At 65.7% G+C, this 22962-nt stretch carries 18 protein-coding genes and 2 pseudogenes; 11 read left to right on the top strand and 9 right to left on the bottom strand.

Annotated elements, in window-relative coordinates:
* The first annotated feature begins 59 nt into the window (after positions 1-59).
* A pseudogene (gene yiaA, locus HLH45_RS02335) lies at positions 60-493 on the top strand (inner membrane protein YiaA).
* Between the two features lie 54 nt (positions 494-547).
* Here yiaA and HLH45_RS02330 read toward each other — a convergent pair.
* The 6 genes from HLH45_RS02330 to HLH45_RS02305 all read right to left on the bottom strand — a co-directional run bounded on the left by HLH45_RS02330 (position 548) and on the right by HLH45_RS02305 (position 6607).
* Positions 548-880, bottom strand: coding sequence for a hypothetical protein (locus HLH45_RS02330; protein ID WP_008577419.1), 333 nt, complete (start codon positions 878-880; stop codon positions 548-550).
* A 174-nt stretch (positions 881-1054) separates the two neighbouring features.
* Positions 1055-1552 carry a hypothetical protein gene (locus HLH45_RS02325; RefSeq protein ID WP_008577417.1) on the bottom strand — a complete coding sequence of 166 codons (498 nt, stop codon included), beginning with the start codon at positions 1550-1552 and terminating at the stop codon, positions 1055-1057.
* Positions 1553-1751: 199 nt separating this feature from the next.
* Positions 1752-3068 carry an APC family permease gene (locus HLH45_RS02320; RefSeq protein WP_008577415.1) on the bottom strand — a complete coding sequence of 439 codons (1317 nt, stop codon included), beginning with the start codon at positions 3066-3068 and terminating at the stop codon, positions 1752-1754.
* Positions 3065-3841, bottom strand: a complete 777-nt coding sequence (locus HLH45_RS02315) for a L,D-transpeptidase family protein (protein ID WP_029820517.1) — start codon at positions 3839-3841, stop codon at positions 3065-3067. Before HLH45_RS02315 ends, HLH45_RS02320 begins: the two co-directional genes overlap by 4 nt.
* A gap of 259 nt (positions 3842-4100) precedes the next feature.
* On the bottom strand, positions 4101-5198 hold the full coding sequence (locus HLH45_RS02310; RefSeq protein WP_008577410.1) for a dipeptide epimerase: 1098 nt from the start codon (positions 5196-5198) through the stop codon (positions 4101-4103).
* Entirely contained in the window at positions 5195-6607 is a 1413-nt protein-coding gene (locus HLH45_RS02305; protein ID WP_008577409.1) for a C40 family peptidase, read from the bottom strand. The genes HLH45_RS02310 and HLH45_RS02305 overlap by 4 nt, the downstream gene beginning before the upstream one ends.
* Positions 6608-6979: 372 nt before the next feature.
* On the opposite strand from HLH45_RS02305, the gene HLH45_RS02300 reads away from it, so the two are divergent.
* The 10 genes and pseudogenes from HLH45_RS02300 to hglS all read left to right on the top strand — a co-directional run bounded on the left by HLH45_RS02300 (position 6980) and on the right by hglS (position 14866).
* Positions 6980-7786 carry an N-acetylmuramoyl-L-alanine amidase gene (locus tag HLH45_RS02300; RefSeq protein WP_008577407.1) on the top strand — a complete coding sequence of 269 codons (807 nt, stop codon included), beginning with the start codon at positions 6980-6982 and terminating at the stop codon, positions 7784-7786.
* A gap of 91 nt (positions 7787-7877) precedes the next feature.
* Positions 7878-8624: a M15 family metallopeptidase gene (locus tag HLH45_RS02295; protein ID WP_008577405.1), complete on the top strand. Its 747-nt coding sequence runs from the start codon at positions 7878-7880 to the stop codon at positions 8622-8624.
* A 285-nt stretch (positions 8625-8909) separates the two neighbouring features.
* Entirely contained in the window at positions 8910-9107 is a 198-nt protein-coding gene (locus HLH45_RS02290; protein WP_008577403.1) for a CPXCG motif-containing cysteine-rich protein, read from the top strand.
* Positions 9108-9332: 225 nt separating this feature from the next.
* Positions 9333-9710 (top strand): hypothetical protein, encoded by a 378-nt coding sequence (locus tag HLH45_RS02285; RefSeq protein ID WP_008577401.1) that lies wholly within the window; start codon positions 9333-9335, stop codon positions 9708-9710.
* A gap of 226 nt (positions 9711-9936) precedes the next feature.
* Positions 9937-10290: pseudogene (locus HLH45_RS02280) on the top strand (EF-hand domain-containing protein).
* A gap of 232 nt (positions 10291-10522) precedes the next feature.
* Entirely contained in the window at positions 10523-10924 is a 402-nt protein-coding gene (locus tag HLH45_RS02275) for an EF-hand domain-containing protein (protein WP_033479311.1), read from the top strand.
* A 36-nt stretch (positions 10925-10960) separates the two neighbouring features.
* Positions 10961-11713, top strand: coding sequence for an HAD family hydrolase (locus HLH45_RS02270; protein WP_008577394.1), 753 nt, complete (start codon positions 10961-10963; stop codon positions 11711-11713).
* A gap of 137 nt (positions 11714-11850) precedes the next feature.
* A complete protein-coding gene (locus HLH45_RS02265) occupies positions 11851-12423 on the top strand; it encodes a hypothetical protein (RefSeq protein ID WP_008577392.1) in 573 nt (190 codons plus the stop codon).
* A gap of 294 nt (positions 12424-12717) precedes the next feature.
* Entirely contained in the window at positions 12718-13335 is a 618-nt protein-coding gene (locus HLH45_RS02260; protein ID WP_046932126.1) for a hypothetical protein, read from the top strand.
* Positions 13336-13498: 163 nt separating this feature from the next.
* Complete coding sequence (gene hglS, locus HLH45_RS02255) at positions 13499-14866, top strand: 2-oxoadipate dioxygenase/decarboxylase HglS (protein ID WP_008577389.1); 1368 nt, start codon at positions 13499-13501, stop codon at positions 14864-14866.
* Between the two features lie 190 nt (positions 14867-15056).
* Here hglS and HLH45_RS02250 read toward each other — a convergent pair whose 3' ends face one another.
* From HLH45_RS02250 to HLH45_RS02240, 3 genes are all read right to left on the bottom strand, one after another.
* Positions 15057-18197, bottom strand: a complete 3141-nt coding sequence (locus HLH45_RS02250; protein ID WP_008577388.1) for an efflux RND transporter permease subunit — start codon at positions 18195-18197, stop codon at positions 15057-15059.
* Positions 18198-18330: 133 nt separating this feature from the next.
* Entirely contained in the window at positions 18331-21579 is a 3249-nt protein-coding gene (locus tag HLH45_RS02245) for an efflux RND transporter permease subunit (protein WP_008577386.1), read from the bottom strand.
* 93 nt (positions 21580-21672) lie between these two features.
* The gene (locus tag HLH45_RS02240) at positions 21673-22917 is read right to left on the bottom strand and encodes an efflux RND transporter periplasmic adaptor subunit (protein ID WP_008577384.1); all 1245 of its coding nucleotides are present in this window, start codon (positions 22915-22917) and stop codon (positions 21673-21675) included.
* Positions 22918-22962: the final 45 nt, after the last annotated feature.

Genomic DNA, 22962 nt, shown 5'->3' with positions numbered 1-22962 from the left:
ACGCCCGCGTCTCACATCGTTGTATGTCGTGCATCGTTTCACCATGGAAAGACGTTTCCATAGCCACGCAAAAAACCTCGCCTGCTTTTATCACTGCATCCTGGACCGCCTTGTTGCTAGGCAGTGCGGCATATCTGATCGAGTTGTGGAATGCCGAGAGGTTGCTCAACGAAAAGGGTTACTACTTCACGCTGCTACTGTTCGGTTTATTCGCATCGGTATCATTGCAGAAGAGCGTGCGTGACCGTGCCGATGGGATTCCGGTCACTGGCTTGTACTACGCCATTTACTGGTGTTCGCTGATCGTCGCATTGGTGCTGCTGACCATCGGCCTGATCAATGCGACGCTGTTGCTGAGCGAAAAAGGCTTTGATGCCATGGCTTATGCGTTGAGCCTGTTCGGTGCGGTTGCGGTCAGAACAATACCCGCGAGGCGATGGAGATCACCGACGCACCGCGCAGTGCGCGTAGCGTGCCGCCAGTACTCGACTGATCCATTGCAGATCGTAGGATGCAACAACGCCACCTTGACGGTGGCGTTGTCGTCTCAGCGCTTATGCGTATCGTCGCCGGTAACGAAATCGGCTGCGTTTTCCCAGGCGCGCTTGACCGCATGCCGCGCCTTGCTCCAACTCAGCGACGAGGTGCCGCGCTTGGCTTCCCAATCGCGATGCAATTCGGCTTCGACCTGGTCGTAGGCACCTGCATTGTCGCGGATGCGCGCTTCATGACCTGCAAGATAAGCGCCCTCATAATCTTCGTAGCGATCACCTTCGGTGTAATACGGCTCTTCGGTGAAGCGTTCGCGCCAATACGTCGATATGTTCTGACTGCGGTCTTCGTCCGGTGCCCGGCCCGGAATCTGATACGGCACGTTCATGCCTGTCTCCGTGGTGGATGTGCGAATTACCCTAGGCCGATTGCCGTTAATTTCATTGCCAGGGCAGGTGAGGAGTACATCAACGCAGCATGCTCAAAGGGCGGCGTCGGCCACGCTTTTCAACGCGCGATCGCTGCAACGTTGCGTGGCATGGCAGGCGCTTGGTCGGTCGCTTCACGTGGTCGCTGAGGCCGCTTCATACGGCAATGGGGTGGCACCTGCCGCCACCATGGCGGCCTCGGCGTCCTGGAGCGCCGGCTGCTCTGCGTCGATAATCACCAGCACGCGCCCGGCCTGGATTTGATCTTCGAACTGACGACGCACCGGATCGGGCACCGTGGCGCCGATCAACGCCGACGACCAACTGCCGACCAGCGCACCAGCCAGTGCCATGACGCCCGCGCCGGCCAAGGTCAGCCCGATCGGCGGTACTGCGATGGCGACCAGGCCAGCCACCAGGCCGGCGGCACCGCCGGTGGCGGCGCCGCGTGCGGCAGCGGGAAGGAAGTCGGTCTTGACGTCCTTACGTTCGTCCGGCACCTCCTGCAGCTCGATATCGGAGCGGGCAATCAACGACAGCGCATCATTGTCGATGCCGGTACTGCGCGCGGCCTGCAGCACGCGCTGGGCGCTGTCGAGATCGGCGGTGCTGTAGACATGGCGCAGTTTCATCGCAAGCTCCCATGCAGGTAGAAGCGCAGCGTTGGGTGCGCGCGGTTAGGCGTGCGTGAGCGCTGCGCGAGCATGCCGCGAAATCGCAGGTCATCGCCGGGCGCGCGGCTCACTGCCCGATGGACGGGAACGTGCAGCAAACATGCGTTCGTGCGCGCATGCCGCCTCGAAGGCTGCTCAACCGCAGTTCGTCGTGCCCTCAGCCGCTTTCGACCTGCTTGCGCGGAAACAGATAAAACACCCAGCCGACCAGAAGTGCGACGCCTGCTGCGGCCAGATTCTGCCAACTGGCGCTGGCCAGCAGGCCCAAAGACAGCACCAAGGCGGCAATGGGGATGGCCGGGCCGCCGGGCAGGCGCAACGCGTCGGTGCGCTGCCGGTACCTGCGCGCCAGCACGATCACTGCTGCGGCGGTGCCGATGTAGGCGAACAGGCGGGTGACCATCGACAGCAATGCCAGCTGCGTAAACGATCCCGACAACGCCAATGCAAGCGACAATGCACCCTGCGTCAGCACCGCCGCGGCGGGCGTGTGGAAGCGCGGATGCACGCGTGCGAGAAACGCAGGGCCATAGCCATCGCGCGCAAGCGCAAACAGAAAACGCGGGCCGAGCATCACGGTGTTGCTGGTGGTGCCGAGGATGGAAATGGTGGCACCCACGGTGAGGATCAGTGCCAACGCTTCGCCACCGAATCGGCTTGCGGCATCTGCCAGCGGCGTCGGCGAGGCCGCAAGGTTGGGCAGGGTGCCCTGCGCCACCACCTGCACGGCGGCGTAGATCAGGGTGACGGTGACGATCATGGTGATCAACGCAAATGGCACATCGCGCCGCGGGTTGCGGTATTCGCCAGCGGCCGCCGGAATGTTTTCGAAACCCGCGTAGGCGAACAGCAGCAGCAAGGCCGCTTCACCGAGATTGCCCAGGTCGCGCAGATCGGGCGCGGTGCCGGCAAAGGCCCACGACCAATCGACATAGAACAGGCCGATCGCCACGAACAGCAACAACGGCACCAGCTTGCCGATGACCAGCGCGATGCCGGTGCGCGCGGCCGACTTCACGCCGATCACGTTGATGGCGGTGAGCAGCCCCAGCGAGCCGACGACCACCAGCAAGCGCGCCCAGGGATCGGTGGAGGCCGTGGGCCAGAACCGCGCCACTGCGTCGGCCAGGCCATTGCTCAAGGCGGCGGCCGAGCTGATGCGGGTAAGCCAGATCATCCAGCCAATCTGAAAACCGACGAACGGGCCGAATGCTTCGCGCGTATAGAGATAGCTGCCGCCCGGCGTATCGAAGTAGCTGCCCGCCTGCGCGTAGCACAGCACCAGCAAGGCGACCGCGAGGCCGGCCAGCATCACGGCCCACAGGCTCATCGGCCCGAGCAGCGCGGCGGTTGCGGCAGGCAGCAGGTAGATGCCGCTGCCGATGACATCGTTGATCGACAGGCCGACGATCTGCCATCGGCTGACGACACGGACCAACCCCGTCGCGTCCGGCGCAGGTTGCGGCGTGCTCATGGCGCGTCCTCGGTCAGTGCAGGCAATTGCCATGCAGTGTGCAGGCGTGCGTATTCGGTGCGTGGCAGCAGCACGAACAACGGGCGATCTTCCGGCTTCAGCCAGGCGAGCAGGCGTTGCATGTCGGCCGCCGCCATCGCAGTGCAGCCGGCGGTGAACTGGCCCGGCGTGCGCCACAAGTGCGCGAAGATGCAGCTGCCGCGCCCGGGAATGGCCTTGGGGTTGTGCGCGATCACGAAACCCTCGCTGTAGCGCGCATCGCCTGGGTGGCGCAGATCCAGACGCATCGGCTCGGTCGAGCCGGCGACGGCGGCCTCGCCCACTTGCGCGGCATCGACGATGCGGTTGTACAGCGGCGAGCTGGGCACATCCATGCAGTAATGGGTGGCGCTCATCGCCTGGTACGGCATCGCGGTGTCGATCTTCGAGGCATAGCCGAACGCCGGGCCGATGGCGAAGACGCCGGCAGGGCTGCGGCCATCGCCTTCGCGCTTCTGCGGGCCTTGCGTCTGCGCCGGATGCAGGCCCTCGCCCCAGGCACTGCCATGCCGCCCGAGCGCGACGGTAAAGCTCCGGGCAGCCGGTTGCCATTTGCCATCCACACGGGTGAAGGTGTGCAGATGCGCCTGGGTGCTGTCCCAGTCCGCGGTGGTCACCACGATCAACGTGCGTGCCTGATTCAACGCATCGACCGGGCTGGCCGCGATGGCGCGACTGCTACAGCTTGTCAGCGCCAACAGCACAAGGGATCGAAACACGGTGGCAAGGCGCATGCAGGCTCCGGGTGTTGGGTCGAGCGGGATGAATCTAGGGGCGACACACGTTGCTGAAGACGGGGTCACGCAGGTGTCGCGTGATCGACGCCGCCTCGTCGTTACTGTACTCAGCAATGCCGCCCGGTGGTGCATATGCGTGCCGCGCAGCAGGCAGGCGCGTCCGTTGCCCGGAATCGGCGAGTAACGCTGGTCATACCAACGTTTCAGCGCGGTCTGCTCCACTTGGGAGCCGTGCGCTGCACCGCGTCGGCCGCTTTCACGCCGGCAACAGCTCCAGCCCACGAATGCGGCGGATGCCCAGTCCCGGCGAATCGTCGATGTGGATCTGCGCCTCGTCGAAATGCGCGCCGCCCTCGGCGGGGTCGAACTGCCCGAGCGCAGGTGCATCCAGATCGGCCAGGGTGATGCTGTCGGCCTTGGCCACCGCCAGATGCACCGCGGCAGCCACACTGATGCTGGATTCGATCATGCAGCCGATCATGCATGGCAACCCGTACACCCCGGCGATGTCGGCGATGCGGATGGCATTGGACAGCCCGCCGGTCTTCATCAGCTTGATGTTGATGATGTCGGCGGCGCGACGCTGAATCAGCTCGATCACCTGCGTGGGCGAGAAGACGCTCTCGTCGGCCATCACCGGCGTGTCGATGCGTGCGGTGACGAAGGCGAGCCCGTCGAGGTCGGCGGCCTTGACCGGCTGCTCCAGCAGCTCCAGCGCGACGCCGCCATCTTCCAGCGTGCGCATGGTGCGCACCGCTTGTTTGGGCGTCCAGCCTTGATTGGCATCCAGCCGCAGCGATGCGCGCCCGGCCACTGCCGCATGAATTGCCGTGACGCGTTCGACATCCGACTCGATGTCCTTGCCGACCTTGATCTTCAGTGCGCGATAGCCGCGTGCGAGCGCGGCCTGCGCCTGCGCCACCATGGTGTCGATCGCATCGGCGCTGATGGTGATGTCGGTGGTGATACGCGGCGTGCCGCCACCGAGCAACTGGTACAGCGGCGCACCAAACGCCTGCGCCCATAGATCGTACAGTGCGATTTCCACGGCGGCCTTGGCGCTGGTGTTGCGTTCGATCGCGTGTTGGACGCGCCCGCATAGCCGGTTGAGATCGGCCACGTCCTGGTCGATCAGCTTGGGGCCGATGCAGTGTTCGATCGCGGCAATGATGCTGCCATGGGTGTCGCCGGTGATGGGCGCGGTGGCGGGCGCGGCGCCATACCCGATATGGCCGCTGTCGGTCTGCAACAGCACCACCACGTCCTCGATTGCCTGCACCGTGCGCACGGCGGTCTTGAACGGTGTTTTCAAGGGCACGCGCAGCATGCCAAGCCGAAAGCCGGTGATCTTCATAAGGTGGCCGTTGGAAAAACGCGTTGAATGCGGGTGATGTGGTCGATGAATGCAGTGCCATCGCTGGCAAGCAACGGCAGCAACGGGGTGACCGACACACCATTCAAACGCGCGCGCTGCACGCTGCCATCGACGGCGCGGTAACTGGCCCCGGCCACATCATGGATCACCCATGGCGTGCCATCTGCATGCCCGATGACCAGCATCACATGGCCTGGAATGTAGATCAGATCGCCAACCTGCAGCTGTGCGAGCCGTTGCAGGCGTTGCGCCAACGGCGCGCCAGCGTCGAACGCAACACCGTGCAACACCGCGCTGCGCGCCTGGTCGCCGGTATTGCGAGGCAACGCGAGACCGAGGCTGCGATAGACATCCAGCACGAAGCCGCTGCAATCGCGCGCATCGTAGTCGTTGCCCCAGCCATAGCGTTCGCCAAGGAATTTAAAGGCCTGCTGGAGCAGTGCGGCGTCGGTGGCGGGCAAGGCGTCGATGCGCACATCGGCACCGCGCGGCATCAATGCGGGCACCAGCTGCAGATGCCCATCGGCACTGCGCACCGGCAATTGCACCACGTGGGCCGCTAGCGGCAACTGTCCGTTGACTGGCTGCTGCGGCGGCCAGTCGCCGAGCAAGGGCAGGCTGGTGCCCATGTCCAGGGTCAGTGCAGAAATTGCCGGACGTTCGGGTGTGTAGGCGGTCTGCCCGCGGGCTGCGGTGACGATCAGGCGCGGGCTGCGCTGTGCGTAATTCAGCACCTCGGTGCGGCTGCCTTCGGCAAGCTGCGTGCTTGCGATCCAGGCAGCGTAGTTGGCGGCGATCACGAACTTCCACGCGCCATCGGCACTGCTGTGCAGGACCGCCACCGGCGTGCCGGGGTATAGCGCCGATTCCTGGAAGCGGTCGATATCGCGGTCGTCGGTACTGGTGAACACACGCTGCGCAGTGGGGAAGGTGCGCAATGCGCCACGTGTGACGACCAGCGCAAAGCGCAGTGGCACCTGTGCGGGTATCGCATCCAATGCCAAGGCCGTGCGCAATGTCGCCAAGCGTGCGGTATCCAGACGCCGCCCGTCTGCGTCGTAGAGCGGACGCGTCGGTATTGCCGATAACGCGTCGATACGCGCTCTCACATCGGCTGCGGGCAGCGTCTGGGGAAGTTGCGCGATGTCATGCATCGATGCATCGTCGCGCAGCATGCGTGTATTGACGTCGGCGATCTGCGCGGGGTCGATCCGCGGCAGCTGTGCGTTGCGGCTGCGCCGGATCCAGTACTCTGCGGTGAACTGTACATCGCTGACGACAAAGGGCGGTGCTTGCGCGGCCGGCGTGGCAGCAGGCGCTGGTGCGGCGCCGCTGGGAAGGGCAAGCGCGATCAGCAGCAACATCAGCAGGTGGCGCGACAATGGCATGCAGGGCTCGGGAGGAAGGCAGCCGCTGGCGCGCTGCGAGGCAAGGCCGATAGTGGCATGCGGCGCAGAGCGTATCCACATGTCCTAACTGCGTGGCGACTCTTGCCGGCAGGGGACGTGTGGGGGCGCGTCGGTGCAGAGCGTGCAGGAAGCCCGTGACCCTCCTTGCCGCAGCCGTAGATACGCGAGTGGCCGCTACTGCCGTCTCCGCAACGGCGATGCTTGCCAAGCTGGGAGACACCACCTGCGACTCACCGATGGCAGCGCGTAAGGCACCGCGCTGCCGACGGTCCCATCGGCAGACGGCCGCGCAAGCACGACTCGGCCGATAATGGTGCTGCGCAGGTCGTCCGGCCTTCCCAGGAGTAATCCGTGCTGCCCAGCTTTTCTCTCTCGTCATCGGCCTGGCTGCGTGCAGCTGTTTGCCTGGCCGCTCTGTCGCTGGGCGCCTGTGCCCACGCACCGCAGCGCAATCCGCTGGCGCAGTGGGTGCCATCGCCCAACTACGACACGCGGCGACCGATCCTGATCGTGTTGCATTTCACCGATCAGCAGTCAGTCCGGCAAAGCCTGAGTACCCTGCGCGGCCGCAACAGTGGCGGGCGCGTCAGTGCGCACTACCTGATCGGCGAAGACGGCCAGCGCTACCAATTGGTAAGCGATGGGCAGCGCGCCTGGCACGGCGGGGCCGGGCGCTGGGGCACCATCACCGACATCAATTCGGCCTCGATCGGCATCGAACTGGACAACGACGGTAGCGAGCCATTCGCGCCGGCGCAGATCGACAGCCTGCTGGTGTTGCTGGACGATCTGTGTCAGCGCCTGCGTATCCCGCGTACGCAGATCGTCGGCCATGAAGACGTGGCCCCGACGCGCAAGAACGACCCCGGACCGTTGTTCCCCTGGAAGCGCCTGGCCGACGCCGGTTTCGGCCGCTGGCCCGCTGCCGACGCGCCCGCAGCCCCGGAAGGTTTCGACCCGCGGCAGGCGCTTGCCCTGATCGGCTACAGCATCGACGATCCGGCCGCCACCCTGCAGGCGTTTCACCACCACTATCGCGGCAACAGCGCCACCACCCTGGATGCCGAAGACCTGCGCATCTTGTCTGCGTTGACCCACCACGCGAGACCTTCCAGCCCGCGACCGGCGCTTGAGCCAACTGAAGGCGACGACCACTAGGCCCACAGGGATCGCGCCACGCTGTAGCCGGTGGCGAAAGACGCGCGGCTTGATCTACCGCGCAAATGCGGCCTCTTGCAAGGGAACCGAAATGACCGACAACCTGCTGTTCCGGAATGGGCGCTGCTGGCGTCAGTGCTTTGTTCAAGGCGCTTTGCTGATGAGCGCCGTGGCGCCATTTGCGCTGGTCGCCGGCCAGGTGCATATGTCCTCGGCAAGGACCGCGGCAGAGGCCGGCCTTGTGGACGTGCACGCCCTCGCGCCGGATATCGCATTGGACATGCGGTATGCGAGCAGCAACAACTTCACTGGGCGGATGGTACCGGGCTATGACGCGCCGCGGTGTTACCTGTTGCGGCCGGCTGCCGACGCATTGGCGCGGGTAGCGCAGACGCTCAAGGCCGAGGGCTATCGGCTACAGGTGTTCGATTGCTATCGGCCGGTGCGGTCGGTGAAGGCATTCGTCACCTGGGCTGCGGATCTGCAGGATCAATCGACCAAGGCGCAGTACTACCCGCGGGTGGACAAGCGCGCACTGCTGGGCGATTACATTGCGCCCACCTCCGGGCACAGCCGTGGCGCGACGCTGGACCTGGGCTTGCTGGAGTGCCTGCCGGGCGGGTGCCGTGCAGTGGACATGGGCACAGGATTCGACTTCTTCGATGCGCGGGCGCACACCAACACGCCCGACATCAGCGCAGCGCAACGCGCGCACCGCCAGCGCCTGTTGCAGGCGATGGCGGCCGAAGGATTTTCCAACTATCCGATGGAATGGTGGCATTTCACGTTGCGTCCCGAACCCACGCCCGAGACGGCCTACGATGTTCCGGTAGACTGACAGCGACCAGGCAACACGCTCTTGGTCGCTGATCGATCTGGTCGTGCTCGCGATCGGTTGGCCGCTCGCGAGAGCCGTGGAGGCAGGCATCGTGTCGACGTCGGCCGCACTTACATGGTCGGGCGCGCGCTCGCCTCATGCAGATCGTGCTGGCATCGGTCACCTCACCGGCACGGCGCAAGCACCAGCGCAGCGCCGGTCGTACACTCCGATGTCCGCCAGCAGCATCGGCCGGGGTCGCCCGCCACGTCCGGTCACTGGCTTCGATAGATCCAAGGAACCGTCATGTCCGACCCGGAACGCTTTGTCGATATCGCCTGCCCGTACTGCGGGGAGTGGATCACGCTGGCGCTGGACCTGACGGGCGGCGATCAGCATTACATCGAAGATTGCCAGGTCTGCTGCAAGCCGATTGCGGTAAGCGTGCGCTGGGACGAAGAAGGCGAAGCGCAGGTGACTGCGCGTGGTCAGGACGACGCCTGAGCCATTGTGCGGGCGGCCGCATCTGGCCCGCCTGTGATTGTGATACGCGACAGTAGCGCGCCCGGTGGCATGCGTATGCCGGCAATCGCCTGTCATCTGCAGGTCGTCACGGCCGCGCCATGGGCCTGGCAGCCTCCGGTTCGTTCAGGGCACCCGCGTTGCAAGGCGCGCGGATCCAGGCGCTGCAGCCGCTAGACTGGTGCGCCTGCTGCCTGGATCGTCACAATGAATCTGCCCCTGCATTTCGGCCTGCTCGGTTCACTGGAGGCCGGGCTGATTGCGCTCGTCCTGGGCGTGGTGGTCTTTGCGGCAGTGGAGCGGGGCGGGCGACGGTTGCAGTTCAACCATGGCCACACGCTGGGCATTGCGTGCCTGCTGGCCGTGGCCATCGGTGCCGGATACGACATCTGGCATCTCGTCTACACCAGCATCGTGCGGCTGGAATCGCCGTTGTATGCGCACCTGGCGCTGGCCAAGATCCACGACCCCAACGAATTGGGCTCGCGCGTGGTGCTGGAAGTGGCCGGCGCGCTCGCTGGCGTGGTGCTGGGTTGGAAACTGTTCAGTTCCGGGAGCTGGGAAAACGACCCGCCAAGTGCCTGAGCATGCGGCATAAAGCGCGGGGCAGGTCGCAAAATTCCATGCATTGAATGAGGCGCTTCGGTTTGACTCACTTACGCCTAACAGGCGCTTAGCCGCAAATATTCAGGTGGTGGTTAAAAGCCTGTTTCGCGCGAAATTGCGCCGGGTTGGGCGTTCATTTGCGATGGGTAGGGTGGTGCCATGTGCGGCGACACCGCGCATTCCCAAGCATAAGGAGACCACCCCAATGAAGAATCGCAACCGCACCTCGCTGCTCGCCGCTACCACCGCTCTTGCTGCCGCCCTGGCGCTGCCGGCGATGGCGCAAAGCACTTCTCAGGACGCAGCGGCGCAATCGGGCAGTTCGGCCACCTCCGCACAATCGAGCGGTGCAAGCTCCGGTGGTGGCTAGACCTGGGCCAGCGTGGACACCGACAGCGATGGCGCCATCAGCAAGCAGGAAGCGCAGGTCAACGCCGGCCTCGCGCAGATCTTCGATCAGGCCGACGGCAACACCGATGGCAAGCTGACCCCGGATGAGTACAAGGCCTTCGTCGCCAAGCAGCAGGGTGGCGGTGCCACCGGTTCGCAGGGCAACTAAGCCACGTTCGACATAGCGCTGGTTTGAGGAAGTAAGGCAAGCAACGCGCCGGCACAGAGTCCCGTCGGCGCTAAGCGACCAGCTTTGACCTGCAACTGCAACAGGATGGACACGCGGGAGCGATCTGCCAGGGTCGCTCCCGTTTTGTTGACGTCTGCCGGGTTAGGGTGAGCCGTTCCGTGTCGAGCGCTCATCGATCATGTCGCACTTACGTCTTGCCCTTCTGCTCGGGTTGGCGAACCCCGTGCTTGCGCTCGCCGCACCGCCGGTGTTGCCGCCCGCCACCCCGACGACGTCGGTGCCGGCAACTGCTGGCAGCACCACACCGGCGATGTCGCCGTTGCCGATCGATCCGCCGGCTCCGGCCACCACGCCCCTGCTGCCGACGGCACCCGGGCCCGCCAAGTCCACGAGCGGTGCCGAGGCGTCCGCTGCCGCCGCCGGCAGCCTGGTACCGCGCAGTTTCCGTAGCCTGGATACAGACGCCGACGGATCGCTGACGCTGGCCGAAGCAAGCGCCGACCCGGTGTTGCGCGAAAACTTCGCCAGCTTCGACAGCAATGGCGACGGGCGCCTGTCGCGCGAGGAATTCGCCAGTTATCAGCCTGGCCCGGGCGATGCTGCAGGCGATTGAGCACGGCGCCATACCGTGCGCTGCTAAACTTGCCCGATGAGCTCACTTGCACAGCGCGACGGCCAGGCGATCCAACTGGTCGGCTTCGATGGCGACGATACCCTCTGGAAAAGCGAGGACTATTACCGCACTGCCGAAGCGGATTTCGAAGCGGTCCTGGCCGGGTACCTGGATCTGGGCGACAGCCGCATGCAGCAGCATTTGCTGGCGGTGGAGCGGCGCAACCTCAAGGTCTTCGGGTATGGCGCCAAGGGCATGACGCTGTCGATGATCGAAACCGCGATCGAACTGACCCAGGCGCGCATCGCCGCGCACGATATCCAGCGCATCGTCGAGATCGGCCGCGCCACGCTGCAGCATCCGGTGGATGTGATTGCCGGCGTGCGCGAGGCAGTCAGTGCGATTGCCGCCGAGTACCAGGTGGTGCTGATCACCAAGGGCGACTTGTTTCACCAGGAGCAGAAGATCGAGCAATCTGGCCTGGCCGATCTGTTCCCGCGGGTGGAAGTGGTGTCCGAAAAGGATCCCCGGACTTATGCGCGCGTGCTCGGCGAATTCGGTTTGCCGGCGCAGCAGTTTGCAATGATCGGCAATTCGTTGCGTTCGGATGTGGAACCGGTACTGGCCATCGGTGGTTGGGGCATCTACACCCCGTACGCGGTGACCTGGGCGCACGAACAAGAGCATGGGGTCGCGGCCGACGAACCGCGCATGCGCGAAGTGCCCGACGCTGCCGGCTGGCCGGCAGCGGTGCAGGCGCTGGATGCGTTGGCGCGGCGGCAGGGCTAAGCTGGGATGGGGCGCCGTTGTTGCGGCAATGCTGGTTTGGTAAGTTGATGCGTCAACGCGCGGGCGCCTCACGCGCCCAACGACAGGATGTTTATGGCTGTGCATGCGTGCGCGGCCGGAGCTTGGAGGGAGTGCCGATGACCATGGTGTCCGTTGCCCAGCGCGCCGGTTTGGCCTTGTTGCTCGGGCTGCTGATCGGTGCCGCACCGCTGGCTGCCGCCGAGCTGGAAGAGGAAATCATCAACCCGAGCGAAGTCACCTTTCGCGACGGGCAGCCTTACTACGACGACGGCGGCGATTACGTACGCCTGCAAACGCGCCGTGTGGGCGGTGAGTTGGTGTATTTCCGTAAGGTGCGCTTCGATCGTGAGCAGGGCTATGTGGATGCGCACGGCGAGAGTGTCGCCAGGTCGCAGGCTCGAGCGAGCGAGCGCGTTCGCAGCACCGGGTTTGTCGGCGCCGGGTACGACGACCGGTATGTGGGCGATGGCGGATATCGGGCCGTTGGTGGCCCACTTCGCCTTGGTGCTTCGCGCAACCGCCCCTACGGCCAGATGTATTATGGCAATGGTCTGTATGGTACGGATCCGTACAGCAGTCCGCACAACCGCGACGCACGCCAGCGTTACATCGGCCCCGGCTACATCGGCTCCTGCGATCTGAGCGGTTGCCGCGAGGTTCACCAGTTCGGGTTTTACGAGCTGCGCTAGGAGTCAGGGTGCGGCCCACGCCATCCATTGGACGTACCGTGTCATTGCCGCGCAGATCGCCGTGGCCGATCTTTCGCCGGACCTTGGACTGCGCGCCGCGGCTGACGACCACTGCAATGGCTGGTTGAAATCAGTGCGCACGGGGCCGCTGCGGCCGACGCGCTGATCTATGCCCGATAGCGCACCTGGGGCACTGCGCTGCGCTTCCTCGCCAGGCGTGGGCGTTGATACGCGGGTGTGCCAGGCGCCCAGCAGCGGCGCTTGACCCGGCGCCGGCCTGACAGCACCGCACGCATGCGGCATCATCGCTGCATGCCTGTCTCTTGCTCATCCGTGTTGCGCTCCGTGCCATTGCTGGTGGCCTCGCTGTGGCCGGCGCTGGGCGCAGCGCAGGCCTCGCCGGCATCGGCGACCGCAGCTGCAACGGAAGAAGCGGCGCCAGCGGTGACGCCAGGCACCGGCGACGCCTGGGTGGATCAGCACCTGGCCGATATGGGCAGTTATGCGCAGCGCTATCCGGCCAGCTTCATCGACGAGGTGGCGCGCTATACCGGCACGCCGCGCGCGTATGTGCAGGCGCTGCTGCAGGTGCACGGCTGGCATGCCGGGGACATCTATTTCGCGTGCTTCTGGGCGCAGACCGTGCAGCTGTCGTGCCGGGACACGGTACGCGCTTACAGCCGCGACCATCGCGATGGCTGGGAGGGTGTGGTCACGCGGCTGTCGGTGGCACCGGACAACCTGCACATGCGCGCACTGCGGCATGCCATCGTGGCCAGCTACGACCGCTGGGAACGTCCGATCACCCTGGACGCGTTGCTGCGGCGTCAGCTCGGCGATCATGCGCAGCGCCTGGAAGCGGCGCGCCAGGCGAGCGAAGCGGCCGAAGCGGCGGTGAAGGCCGGGCTCTGACGCGGTCGCTGCGTCGTCGCGCCATGCACTTGCCGGCATGGCGCGGCTGTCTGCGCAACAACACGTCGCCTGCGATGCTGCCGTGCCGCTGGTCGACCCAGGCCGCGGTCGGCGAGAATGCGCTACCGCTGGCGTTCGGCCGGCACCTGCCCAAGACCAGCCCATGCGCGATACCGCCTTTGTCTCTCCCGATCAGATCCGCAGCTGGTTCGCCCAGGCGATGTCGGACATGTATCGCACCGAGGTGCCGTTGTATGGCGACCTGATGTCGCTGGTGGCGCAGGTCAACGCGCAGACGCTGCAAGCCAATCCGGCGCTGGCGCAGCGGCTGCAGCGCAACGACGAGCGCGCGCGGCTGGATCTGGAACGGCACGGCGCCATCCGCGTCGGCACGGCGGCCGAACTGGCGACCTTGCGTCGGTTGTTCGCAGTGATGGGCATGCAGCCAGTGGGCTATTACGACCTGTCGGTGGCCGGCGTGCCGGTGCATTCCACCGCATTCCGCCCGATCGACGAGGCGGCGCTGTCGGCAAATCCGTTTCGCGTGTTCACCTCGCTGCTGCGGCTGGAACTGATCGAAGACGCCGCCCTGCGCGCACAGGCCGAGCAGATCCTGCAGCAGCGCCAGATCTTTACCGCCGGCGCCTTGCAGTTGATCGAGCGCTACGAACAGCAGGGCGGGCTGGATGCCGATCAGGCACGGCAGTTCGTGGCCGAAGCGCTGGAAACCTTCCGCTGGCATGGCGATGCCACGGTGTCGTTGCCGACCTATCGCGCGCTGAGCCAGGCGCATAAGTTGATTGCCGATGTGGTGAGCTTCCACGGCCCGCACATCAATCACCTCACGCCACGCACGCTGGACATCGATGCCGCGCAGGAACAGATGCAGCGCGCCGGTATCGATGCCAAGGCGGTGATCGAGGGGCCGCCGCGTCGGCGCGTACCGATCCTGTTGCGGCAGACCAGTTTCAAGGCGCTGGAAGAGCCGGTGCGTTTTGTCGGCGATGGCGGGCAAGCGGAACACGGCACGCATACCGCACGCTTCGGCGAGATCGAGCAGCGCGGCCTTGCCCTTACGCCAAAGGGTCGCGCGCTGTACGACGCGCTGCTGGCGCAGGCGCGCGATGCCGATGGCGCCGGCAGCACCGGCACCGATTACGCCACCCGGCTGCAGACTGCCTTCGTGGCCTTCCCCGACGACGAGGCGTTGCTGCGGCAGGAAGGGCTGGGCTATTTCCGCTATGCGCTCACCGATGCCGGCCGCGCCGACCCAGCGCAGGTGGCCGCCATGCCGGCAGAAACCGCGATCGCGCTCGGCCTGGTCAGTGCCGACCCGATCATTTACGAAGATTTTTTGCCGGTCAGCGCGGCCGGCATCTTCCAATCCAACCTCGGTGGTGCCGAGCAACGCGCCTATGCCGCCCATTCGAGCAAGCGCAGTTTCGAGCAGGCGCTCGGTGCGCAGGTGCACGACGAATTCGCGCTGTATGCGCAGCTGGAGCGGGAGTCCTTGCAGGGGTTGCTTGCGTAGCATCGCGGCATGCCGCATGCCGCATGCGTCGGCGGTATCAAGCCGGGCTTAGCGCATGCGTCTGTGCTTGCTTTGCGCAGGTGTCCTCGCCCCACGGCATGGGTCCACACGCAGACGAGCGCCTGCGTGTTTCCGGTTGCTCGCACCGAGGCTGCGCTGCCGGGCCGGGCGGGTCAGTCGACGCGAAACCTCAATGCGCCGGGGTGGCCGGGCGACGCGCTGCCGCGCGTTCTGAACGGCGTGCGCGCGCACGGGCGCGACGCGCCTTCCAGCGCTCGCTCAGGCACGAGAAGATCACGTACAGCGCCGGGGTGCTGAGCAGGGTCAGGCTCTGTGAGAACACCAGCCCGCCGATCATCGCGATGCCCAGCGGACGACGCAGCTCCGAGCCTTCACCCAGGCCCACCGCCAGCGGCACGGCGGCCAGGATCGCCACCATCGTGGTCATCATGATCGGGCGGAAGCGCACGATCGAGGCCTCGCGTGCGGCTGCGCGCGCATCCATGCCGTGCACGCGCTGCGCCACTAGCGCGAAGTCGATCATCATGATGGCGTTCTTCTTGACGATGCCGATCAGCAGCACCAGCGCAATCATCGAGATGACCGACAATTCGGTGTTAGTGATGAACAACGCCAGCAGCGCGCCCACGCCGGCGGCCGGCAAGGTGGACAGGATGGTCACCGGATGGATCAGGCTCTCGTAGAGCATGCCCAGCACGATGTAGACCGTGAGGACCGCGGCCAGCAGCAGGATGCCCATCGAATTGGGACTGAGCTGCACGTTGAAGCTGTCGTCGCCACTGAGGCGGATGCCGTCGGGCATGCGCAGGCCCTCCACGGTGGATTTGATGATCAGATCCGCCTCGCCCGTGCTGACGCCCGGCGCCAGGTTGTAGCTCAGATCCATCGTGGTGTACTGGTTTTCGTGGATGATCTGCGGCGGCGCCAGGCCCGGTACCTGGGTGCCGACCGCGGTGATCGGCACCATCTGGCCGGCACGGTTGGGCACGAAGATCTGATCCAGCGCCTTGGGGGTGGCCGTCTGCGACGGCAATGCATTGACCACCACGCTGTACTGATTGAGGTCGGAATAGATGGTGGAAATGGAGCGCTGGCCGAACGCGCCATACAGCGCACCGTCGATGGCGCCCACCGAGATGCCCAGGCGCGCCGCCTTGGCACGGTCGATCACGATGTTCTGGCGCAGGCCGGCGGTATCCACGTCGGTACCGACATCGCGCAGGTGCGGGTTCTTTTTCAGCGCCGCCTGCAGTTTGGGGAGCCATTCCTGCAGTTGCGCCAGGTCGTTGCCCTGCAGCGACACGCGGTATTGCGCGCCCTGGCTGGTGCCACCGCCGCCGTCGCTGGGCAGGTCCTGGATCGCACGCAGGCGCAGGTCCAGGTCCGGGTAACGGTCGGCCTTGGCGCTCAGGCGCGCGACCACTTCGGCGGTGGTGTCGCGACGGCCTTCATCGCGCTTTTTGAGCTCGATATTGAACGATGCGCTGGAGCCCTGACGGCCGGAGCCCAGGCGTGCGCCGACGGTTTTCACCGCCGGGTCTGCCATCAGCATGTCGGTGATGCGGCGCTGGCGGCTGACCATATCGGCGAAGGACACCGTGGCGCTGGAATTGGCGCGGCCCCAGATCAGGCCGGTGTCCTGCGCGGGAAACGAGCCCTTCTTGACCGCACTGCCCAGGAAGAGGGTGGCGGCAATCAGCAACAACGGCGTCAACGACAGCAGGAGTGCATGGCGCAGCGAGAAATCCAGCGCCACCGTGTACACGCGCAGCATGCGTTCGTGCATGCGGTCCAGCCAGGCGCCGAAACGGCCGGGTTTTTCAGGCTCGGCGTGCGGCGACAGGAAACGGCTGCACAGCGCCGGCGTCAAGGTCAGCGACACCAGCATCGACACCACGATCGCCGCCACCAACGTCACGGTGAACTCGCGGAAGAACGCACCGATCATGCCGCTGGCGAACAGCATCGGGATGAACACCGCCACCAGCGAGGCGGTGATCGACACGATGGTGAACCCGATCTCGCGCGCACCGGCCAACGCCGCGTCCAGGCGCGACATGCCTTCGTCCAGATGCCGCATGACGTTTTCGATCACCACGATCGCATCGTCGACGACAAAGCCAATCGCAATGACCAACGCCAGCAGGCTGAGGTTATTCAAGGTGAAGCCGAGCACGTACATCACCAGCGCCGAGCCGGCCAGCGACAGCGGCACGGTGACTGCGGCGATCAGGGTGGGCGCCAGCCGGCGCAGGAACAGCGCCATGGTCAGGATCACCATCGCCAGGCTGATCATCAGCGTGGCCTGCACCTCGTGCAGCGAGGCGCGAATGGTGGGCGTGCGGTCGAAATAGGGCGTGAGCGTGGTGCCGGGCTGCAGATAGCTGCGCAGTTCGGGAATCTGCGCCTTCACCTGGTCGACGGTTTCGACGATGTTGGCGCCGGCGCGGGTGAAGGCGTACATCACCACCGCCGGTTTGCCGTCGAACCAGGCGGCTTGATAGGCATCCTGCTGGCCGTCGTAAACGGTGGCCACATCGCCCAGCCGCACGATGCGTCCGTTGGACTGGGTGGAGATGGCCAGCTGCGCAAAATCGGCGGCCTTGGACACCGAATCGTTGGAGATGATGGCCATGGTGGTGTTGCCGTCGGACAGGAATCCGGTCGGCGAGGTCACATTGGCCGCGCGCACCGCATTGCGCAGATCGTCCGGGGTCAGGCCCAGCGCATTGAGTGCGCGCAGGTCCACGTCCACGCGGACTGCCGGGGTGGACGCACCGGCGATGTCCACCGAGCTGATGCCGGTGATCTGGCGCAGCCGCTGCGCCAGCAGCGAATCGGCCACGTTGTAGAGCTCGTCGGCCGATTGCGTCTCCGAGGTCAACGCGATGGCGATCACCGGGTCGTCGTTCGGGTTGGCCTTGGAGTACATCGGCGTCCCGAGCCCGGAAGGCAGGTCCGATTGCGATGCGTTGATGGCGGTCTGGATGTCCTGCGCGGCCGAATCGATGTTGCGGCTGCTCTGGAACACCAGCACGACCAGGCTACTGCTCTCCGAACTGGACGAGCGCATGCGGTCGATCCCGGGCAATTGGCCCAGGTGACGTTCCAGCGGCGCGGTGACGGTGGAGGCCATGGTGCTGGCGTCGGCACCGGATTGGGTGGCGTGCACGAAGATGATCGGAATCTGGATGTTCGGCAGCGCCGCCACGCCCAGCCGCAGGTAGCACATCAATCCGATCACGAACAAACCGATCGCCAGCAGCGAGGTGCCGATCGGGCGCTTGATGAAGGGCGCGGAGATGTTCATCGGGTGACTGCCGGGAATCGGGATTCGGGATTCGGGAATCGGTAAAGGCAACAGCCAGCGCGGCCTCCACGCGTGCGTGTGCGCAGGCGATGCGGTGGGCAGGCAGAGCGATCAGCGAAGACGTCAGCAGTCGTCATGCCGATCGCTCCGAGGTAGATGCCGGGGTTGCGCCGTCATGGCGCGCTGCGCGGCGCGCGCGCCAGGCGCGCAGCCGCTCGCCGGCGCGTTCCATGTACAGGTAGATCACCGGGGTGGTGTACAGCGTGACCAGCTGCGACAGCAGCAGCCCGCCGACGATCGCGATGCCCAGCGGGCGGCGCAGTTCCGAGCCGATGCCGGTGCCCAGCGCCAGCGGCAACGCGCCCAGCATGGCGGCAGCGGTGGTCATCATGATCGGGCGGAAGCGCAGCAGGCAGGCGCGCCGGATCGCATCGTGCGCGCTCGCCCCTTCGCGGCGTGCGTCGATGGCGAAGTCGATCATCATGATGGCGTTCTTCTTGACGATGCCGATCAGCAGCACGATGCCGACGATACCGTCCACCGACAGGCTCAGCCCGCACAGCATCAGCGCCAGCAACGCACCGACACCGGCCGGCGGCAGCGTGGAGATGATGGTCAACGGGTGGATGTAGCTTTCGTACAACACGCCCAGCACGATGTAGATCACCACGATCGAGGCCAGCAGCAGCCACACGATGTCGGTCTGGCTGCCGGTGAATTCGGCGGCCTTGCCGACGAACTGCGCATGCACCTGGGTCGGAATCTTGAGTTCTTCGCGCGCCTTCTCGATTGCCGCCACCGCCTGCGACAACGAATGCCCCGGCGCCAGGTTGAACGAGATGGTGACGGCCGGCAGCTGCTGCTGGTGGCTCACCACCAACGGTGTATTGGTGACCTTGGCTTCGGCCAGCGCGGCCAGCGGAATGATGCTGCCGGCACCGACCACGATGCCGGTGTTCTGCGCGCCCACGCCGGTGGCGGTGGACGAGTTGGACGAGGTGACCTGGCCGAAGCTGGTGGCGTTGGTGCCGGTGAGCGCGCCGCTGCCGTTGCTGGCCACGGCCAGCTGGTTCATCAGGGCCGTGCTGGTGCGGAATTCCGGCGCCACTTCCAGCACGACGCGGTACTGGTTGAGCTCGGTGAAGATGGTGGAGATCTGGCGCTGGCCGAAGGAGTCGTACAGCGTGTCGTCGATGGTCTGCATCGGCACGCCGAGCATGCTGGCCTTGTCGCGGTCGATGCTCAGTTCCAGCGCACGTCCCTGGTTGGCCAAGTTGTTGTCCACATCCGCCAGCTCGGGCAGCTTGCGCATTGCCTCGGTCATGCGCCCGGCCCAGGTGGCCAGCTCGCTGCTGTCCACGTCCGAGATCGAATACTGGTATTCGGTGGCGGCCACCCGCGTGTCCAGGGTGACGTCCTGCACCGGCTTGAGGAACAAGGCCACGCCCGGAATGCCGGCCACGGCGTTCTGCAGCCGCGGCAGCACCTCGTCCAGGCCCTCGCGGTCGCCGCGCGTCTTCAGCACGATCGACAGCTGGCCCTGGTTGAGCGTGGGGTTCATGGTGCCGGCGCCGATGAAGGCTGCCACGCCGGTCACCGCCGGGTCCTTGCGCAACGCGGCGGCCACCGCCTGGGTGCGTTGCTCCATCTGCGGGAACGCCACGTTCTGGTCGGCCTGCACCACCCCGGTGATCAGGCCGGTGTCCTGCTCGGGCAGCAAGCCCTTGGGAATGGCCACATACAGCACCACCGTCAACGCCACCGCAGCGATCGCCACGCCCAGGGTCAGCGGTTGATGGGCAAGCACCCAGTCCAGGCTGCGCTCATAGGCGCCCACGGTGCGCGTCCACAGGTTGGTCTTGCCGGCGGCGGTTGCGCGCTCGTGCGCGTCTTCGCCTTCGGGCAAGGCATCGGGCTTGAGCAGGTAGGCGCACATCATCGGCGTCAGCGTCAGCGACACCAGCATCGAGATGACCACCGCGATCGACAGCACCCAGGCAAACTCGTGGAATAACCGCCCGGTGACGCCCGGCATCAGCAGCAGCGGCAGGAACACCGCCACCAGCGACACGGTCAGCGACAACACGGTGAAGCCGATCTGTTTGGCGCCGATTTCGGCCGCTTCCGGCCCGCTCTTGCCCTGCTCGATGTAGCGCACGATGTTTTCGATCATCACGATCGCATCGTCGACCACGAACCCGGTGGCCACCACCAGCGCCATCAACGAGAGGTTGTCCAGCGACATGCCGGCGAAGGCCATCACCCCGAAGGTGCCGGCCAGCGACAACGGCACCGCCACCGAGGGAATGATGGTGGCCCACAACCGGCGCAGGAACACGAAGATCACCGCCACCACCAGGGCGATGGTCAGCACCAGGGTGAACTTCACCTCATGCACCGAGGCGCGGATGGTTTCGGTGCGGTCGGAGAACACCTCCAGATGCACATCGGCCGGCAACACCGACCGCAGTTGCGGCAGGATGTTGCGGATCTGCTCCACCGTCTGCACGATGTTGGCGCCGGGCTGGCGGCGGATCTCCAGCAGCACCGCCTGTTTGCCGTCGGCCCAGGCGGCCAGCTGATCATTCTCCACCCCGTCGACCACCTTGGCCACGTCGGCAAGCCGCACCGGGCGGCCGTCCTTGTAGCTGATGATGGTCTCGCGGTACTGCGCCGCGTCGGTGAGCTGGTCGTTGGTGCCGATGCTGTAGGACTGGGTCTTGCCGTTGAGCGAGCCCTTGGGCGCACTGACGTTGGTCTGGGTCAGCGCGCTGCGCAGCGACTCCATGGTCAGGCCCATGTTCGACAGCTGCGCCGGGTTGACCTGGATGCGCACGGCAGGGCGCACGTTGCCGGCGATCGACACCAGGCCCACGCCCGGCACCTGCGACAGGCGCTGGGCCAGGATCGCATCCGCGTAGCGGTTGACCTCGCGCAGCGGCAGCGAATCGGAGGTGAGCTTGAGCGTGAGAATGGCCGCATCGGCCGGATTGACCCGGTTATAGACCGGCTGGTACGGCAGCGAGGAGGGCAGGGTGGCCTGACGGATCGCCGCCTGCACGTCCTGCGAGGCGATATCGATATCGCGCTCCATCGAGAACTGCAGAATGATCGTGGACAGGCCCGCCGACGAATCGGAGGTCATCATCTGCAGGCCGGAAATCTGCCCGAACTGGCGCTCCAGCGGCGTGGTCACCAGCGAGGCCATGGTGGTCGCATTGGCGCCGGGGTACTGGGTGGTGACGACCAGGCTGGGCGCGTCGATTTCCGGCAATGCCGAGACCGGCAATTGACGGTAGCCCAGGATGCCCAGCAGCAGGACGCCGGCCATCAACAACGAAGTGGCGATCGGGCGGCGGATGAAGATGGTCGAAAAGCCCACGGGGGGTGTCCTTGCTGAAGACGTCAAGCGAAGCCGGCGCATGCAGCGCCGGCGCACATCGGCGACGGAGGTTCCGCCGCCGGTGGTCGAGGATTAGCGCGGACCGCCGCCACGACGGCCGCCTGGGCCACCGCCACGGCTCTGTTTGTCCTTCGCGGCCTTGAGTTCGGCCTCGGTCGGTTCCGGCGGCGTCTCGCCCGGCTTGAGCGCGCTGACCTTGCTGCCCGGTTTCAGGCGGAACTGGCCTTCGGTCACCACGCGCTCGCCGGGCTTGAGGCCCTTGGTGATCTGCACATGGCTGTCGTCCACCTCCACGCCCTGCACCACGGTGCGCATCTGTGCGGTGTTGTCGCTGCCCACCACGTACACGTAATCGCCGTCGGGGCCGCGCTGCACCGACTGGGACGGCACCACGGTGCCGCCGGCGATGGTGCGCAGCTGCAGGCGCACATTGACGAACTGGCCCGGCCACAGCGCGTTGTCGGTGTTGTTGAAGATCGCGCGTGCGCCGAACGTGCCGCTGTCGGCGGAGATGCGGTTGTCGATCACATCCAGCTTGCCGTCGCTGCTGATCACATGCGCATCGCCACGATCCAATGCCGCCACGGCCAGTGGCGCCGCCGTCTGACCGGTACGCACTGCCTGCAACTCACGCTCGGGCAGGTTGAAAGACACGTAGATCGGGCGGATCTGGGTCAGGGTGACGATCGTGGAGCTGCTGGTGACGATGTTGCCCACGTCCACGCCACGGATGCCGGCGATGCCGTCGATCGGCGCAGTGACGCGAGTGAACTGCAATTGCACCTGCGCCGAGCGCATCTGCGCATCGTTGGCCGCAACCGCGGCCTCGTACTGGGCAACCTGGTTGCGTTGGGTGTCCAGGTCTGTGCGCGAGACGTACTGCTTGTAGGCCGGGTCGTTGGAACGCTGGTAATTCACCCGCGAGGTCGCCAGCAGCGCCTGGTTCTGGCGTTTGGCCGCCAGCGCCTGGTCGTAGCTGGCCTGCAGCGTGCGCGGATCGATCTGCGCGAGCAGATCGCCTTTCTTCACTTCCTGGCCTTCCTTGAAGTTCAGGCTCATCAGCTGGCCGCCCACCTGCGGGCTGACGGTGACCGTATTGAGCGCGGTGACCGTACCAAGCGCGCTGGCATAGACCGGAACATCCTGCGTGGTGGCCGCCACCACCGTCACCGGTACCGGGCCGCTGTTGTCCGGGTCATTGCCGTCCGGTGCGCCCGCGCGCTTGCCGTGATTGCCCCCACCCATCATCCGCATTGCGACGAACACCACGACAAGCACCGCGACAACCAGCAGTGTGATCTTCCAAAAACGCGACATGCGACAACTCCTGAGGGCGGGCCGGGCGCGTGGATGCGACCGTGG

Origin of the sequence: Xanthomonas euvesicatoria, assembly GCF_013112235.1 — a bacterium.
Classification (GTDB): domain Bacteria; phylum Pseudomonadota; class Gammaproteobacteria; order Xanthomonadales; family Xanthomonadaceae; genus Xanthomonas; species Xanthomonas euvesicatoria.
The sequence above is the reverse complement of the archived record's forward strand: the minus strand, read 5'-3'. Positions and strand labels throughout refer to the sequence as shown.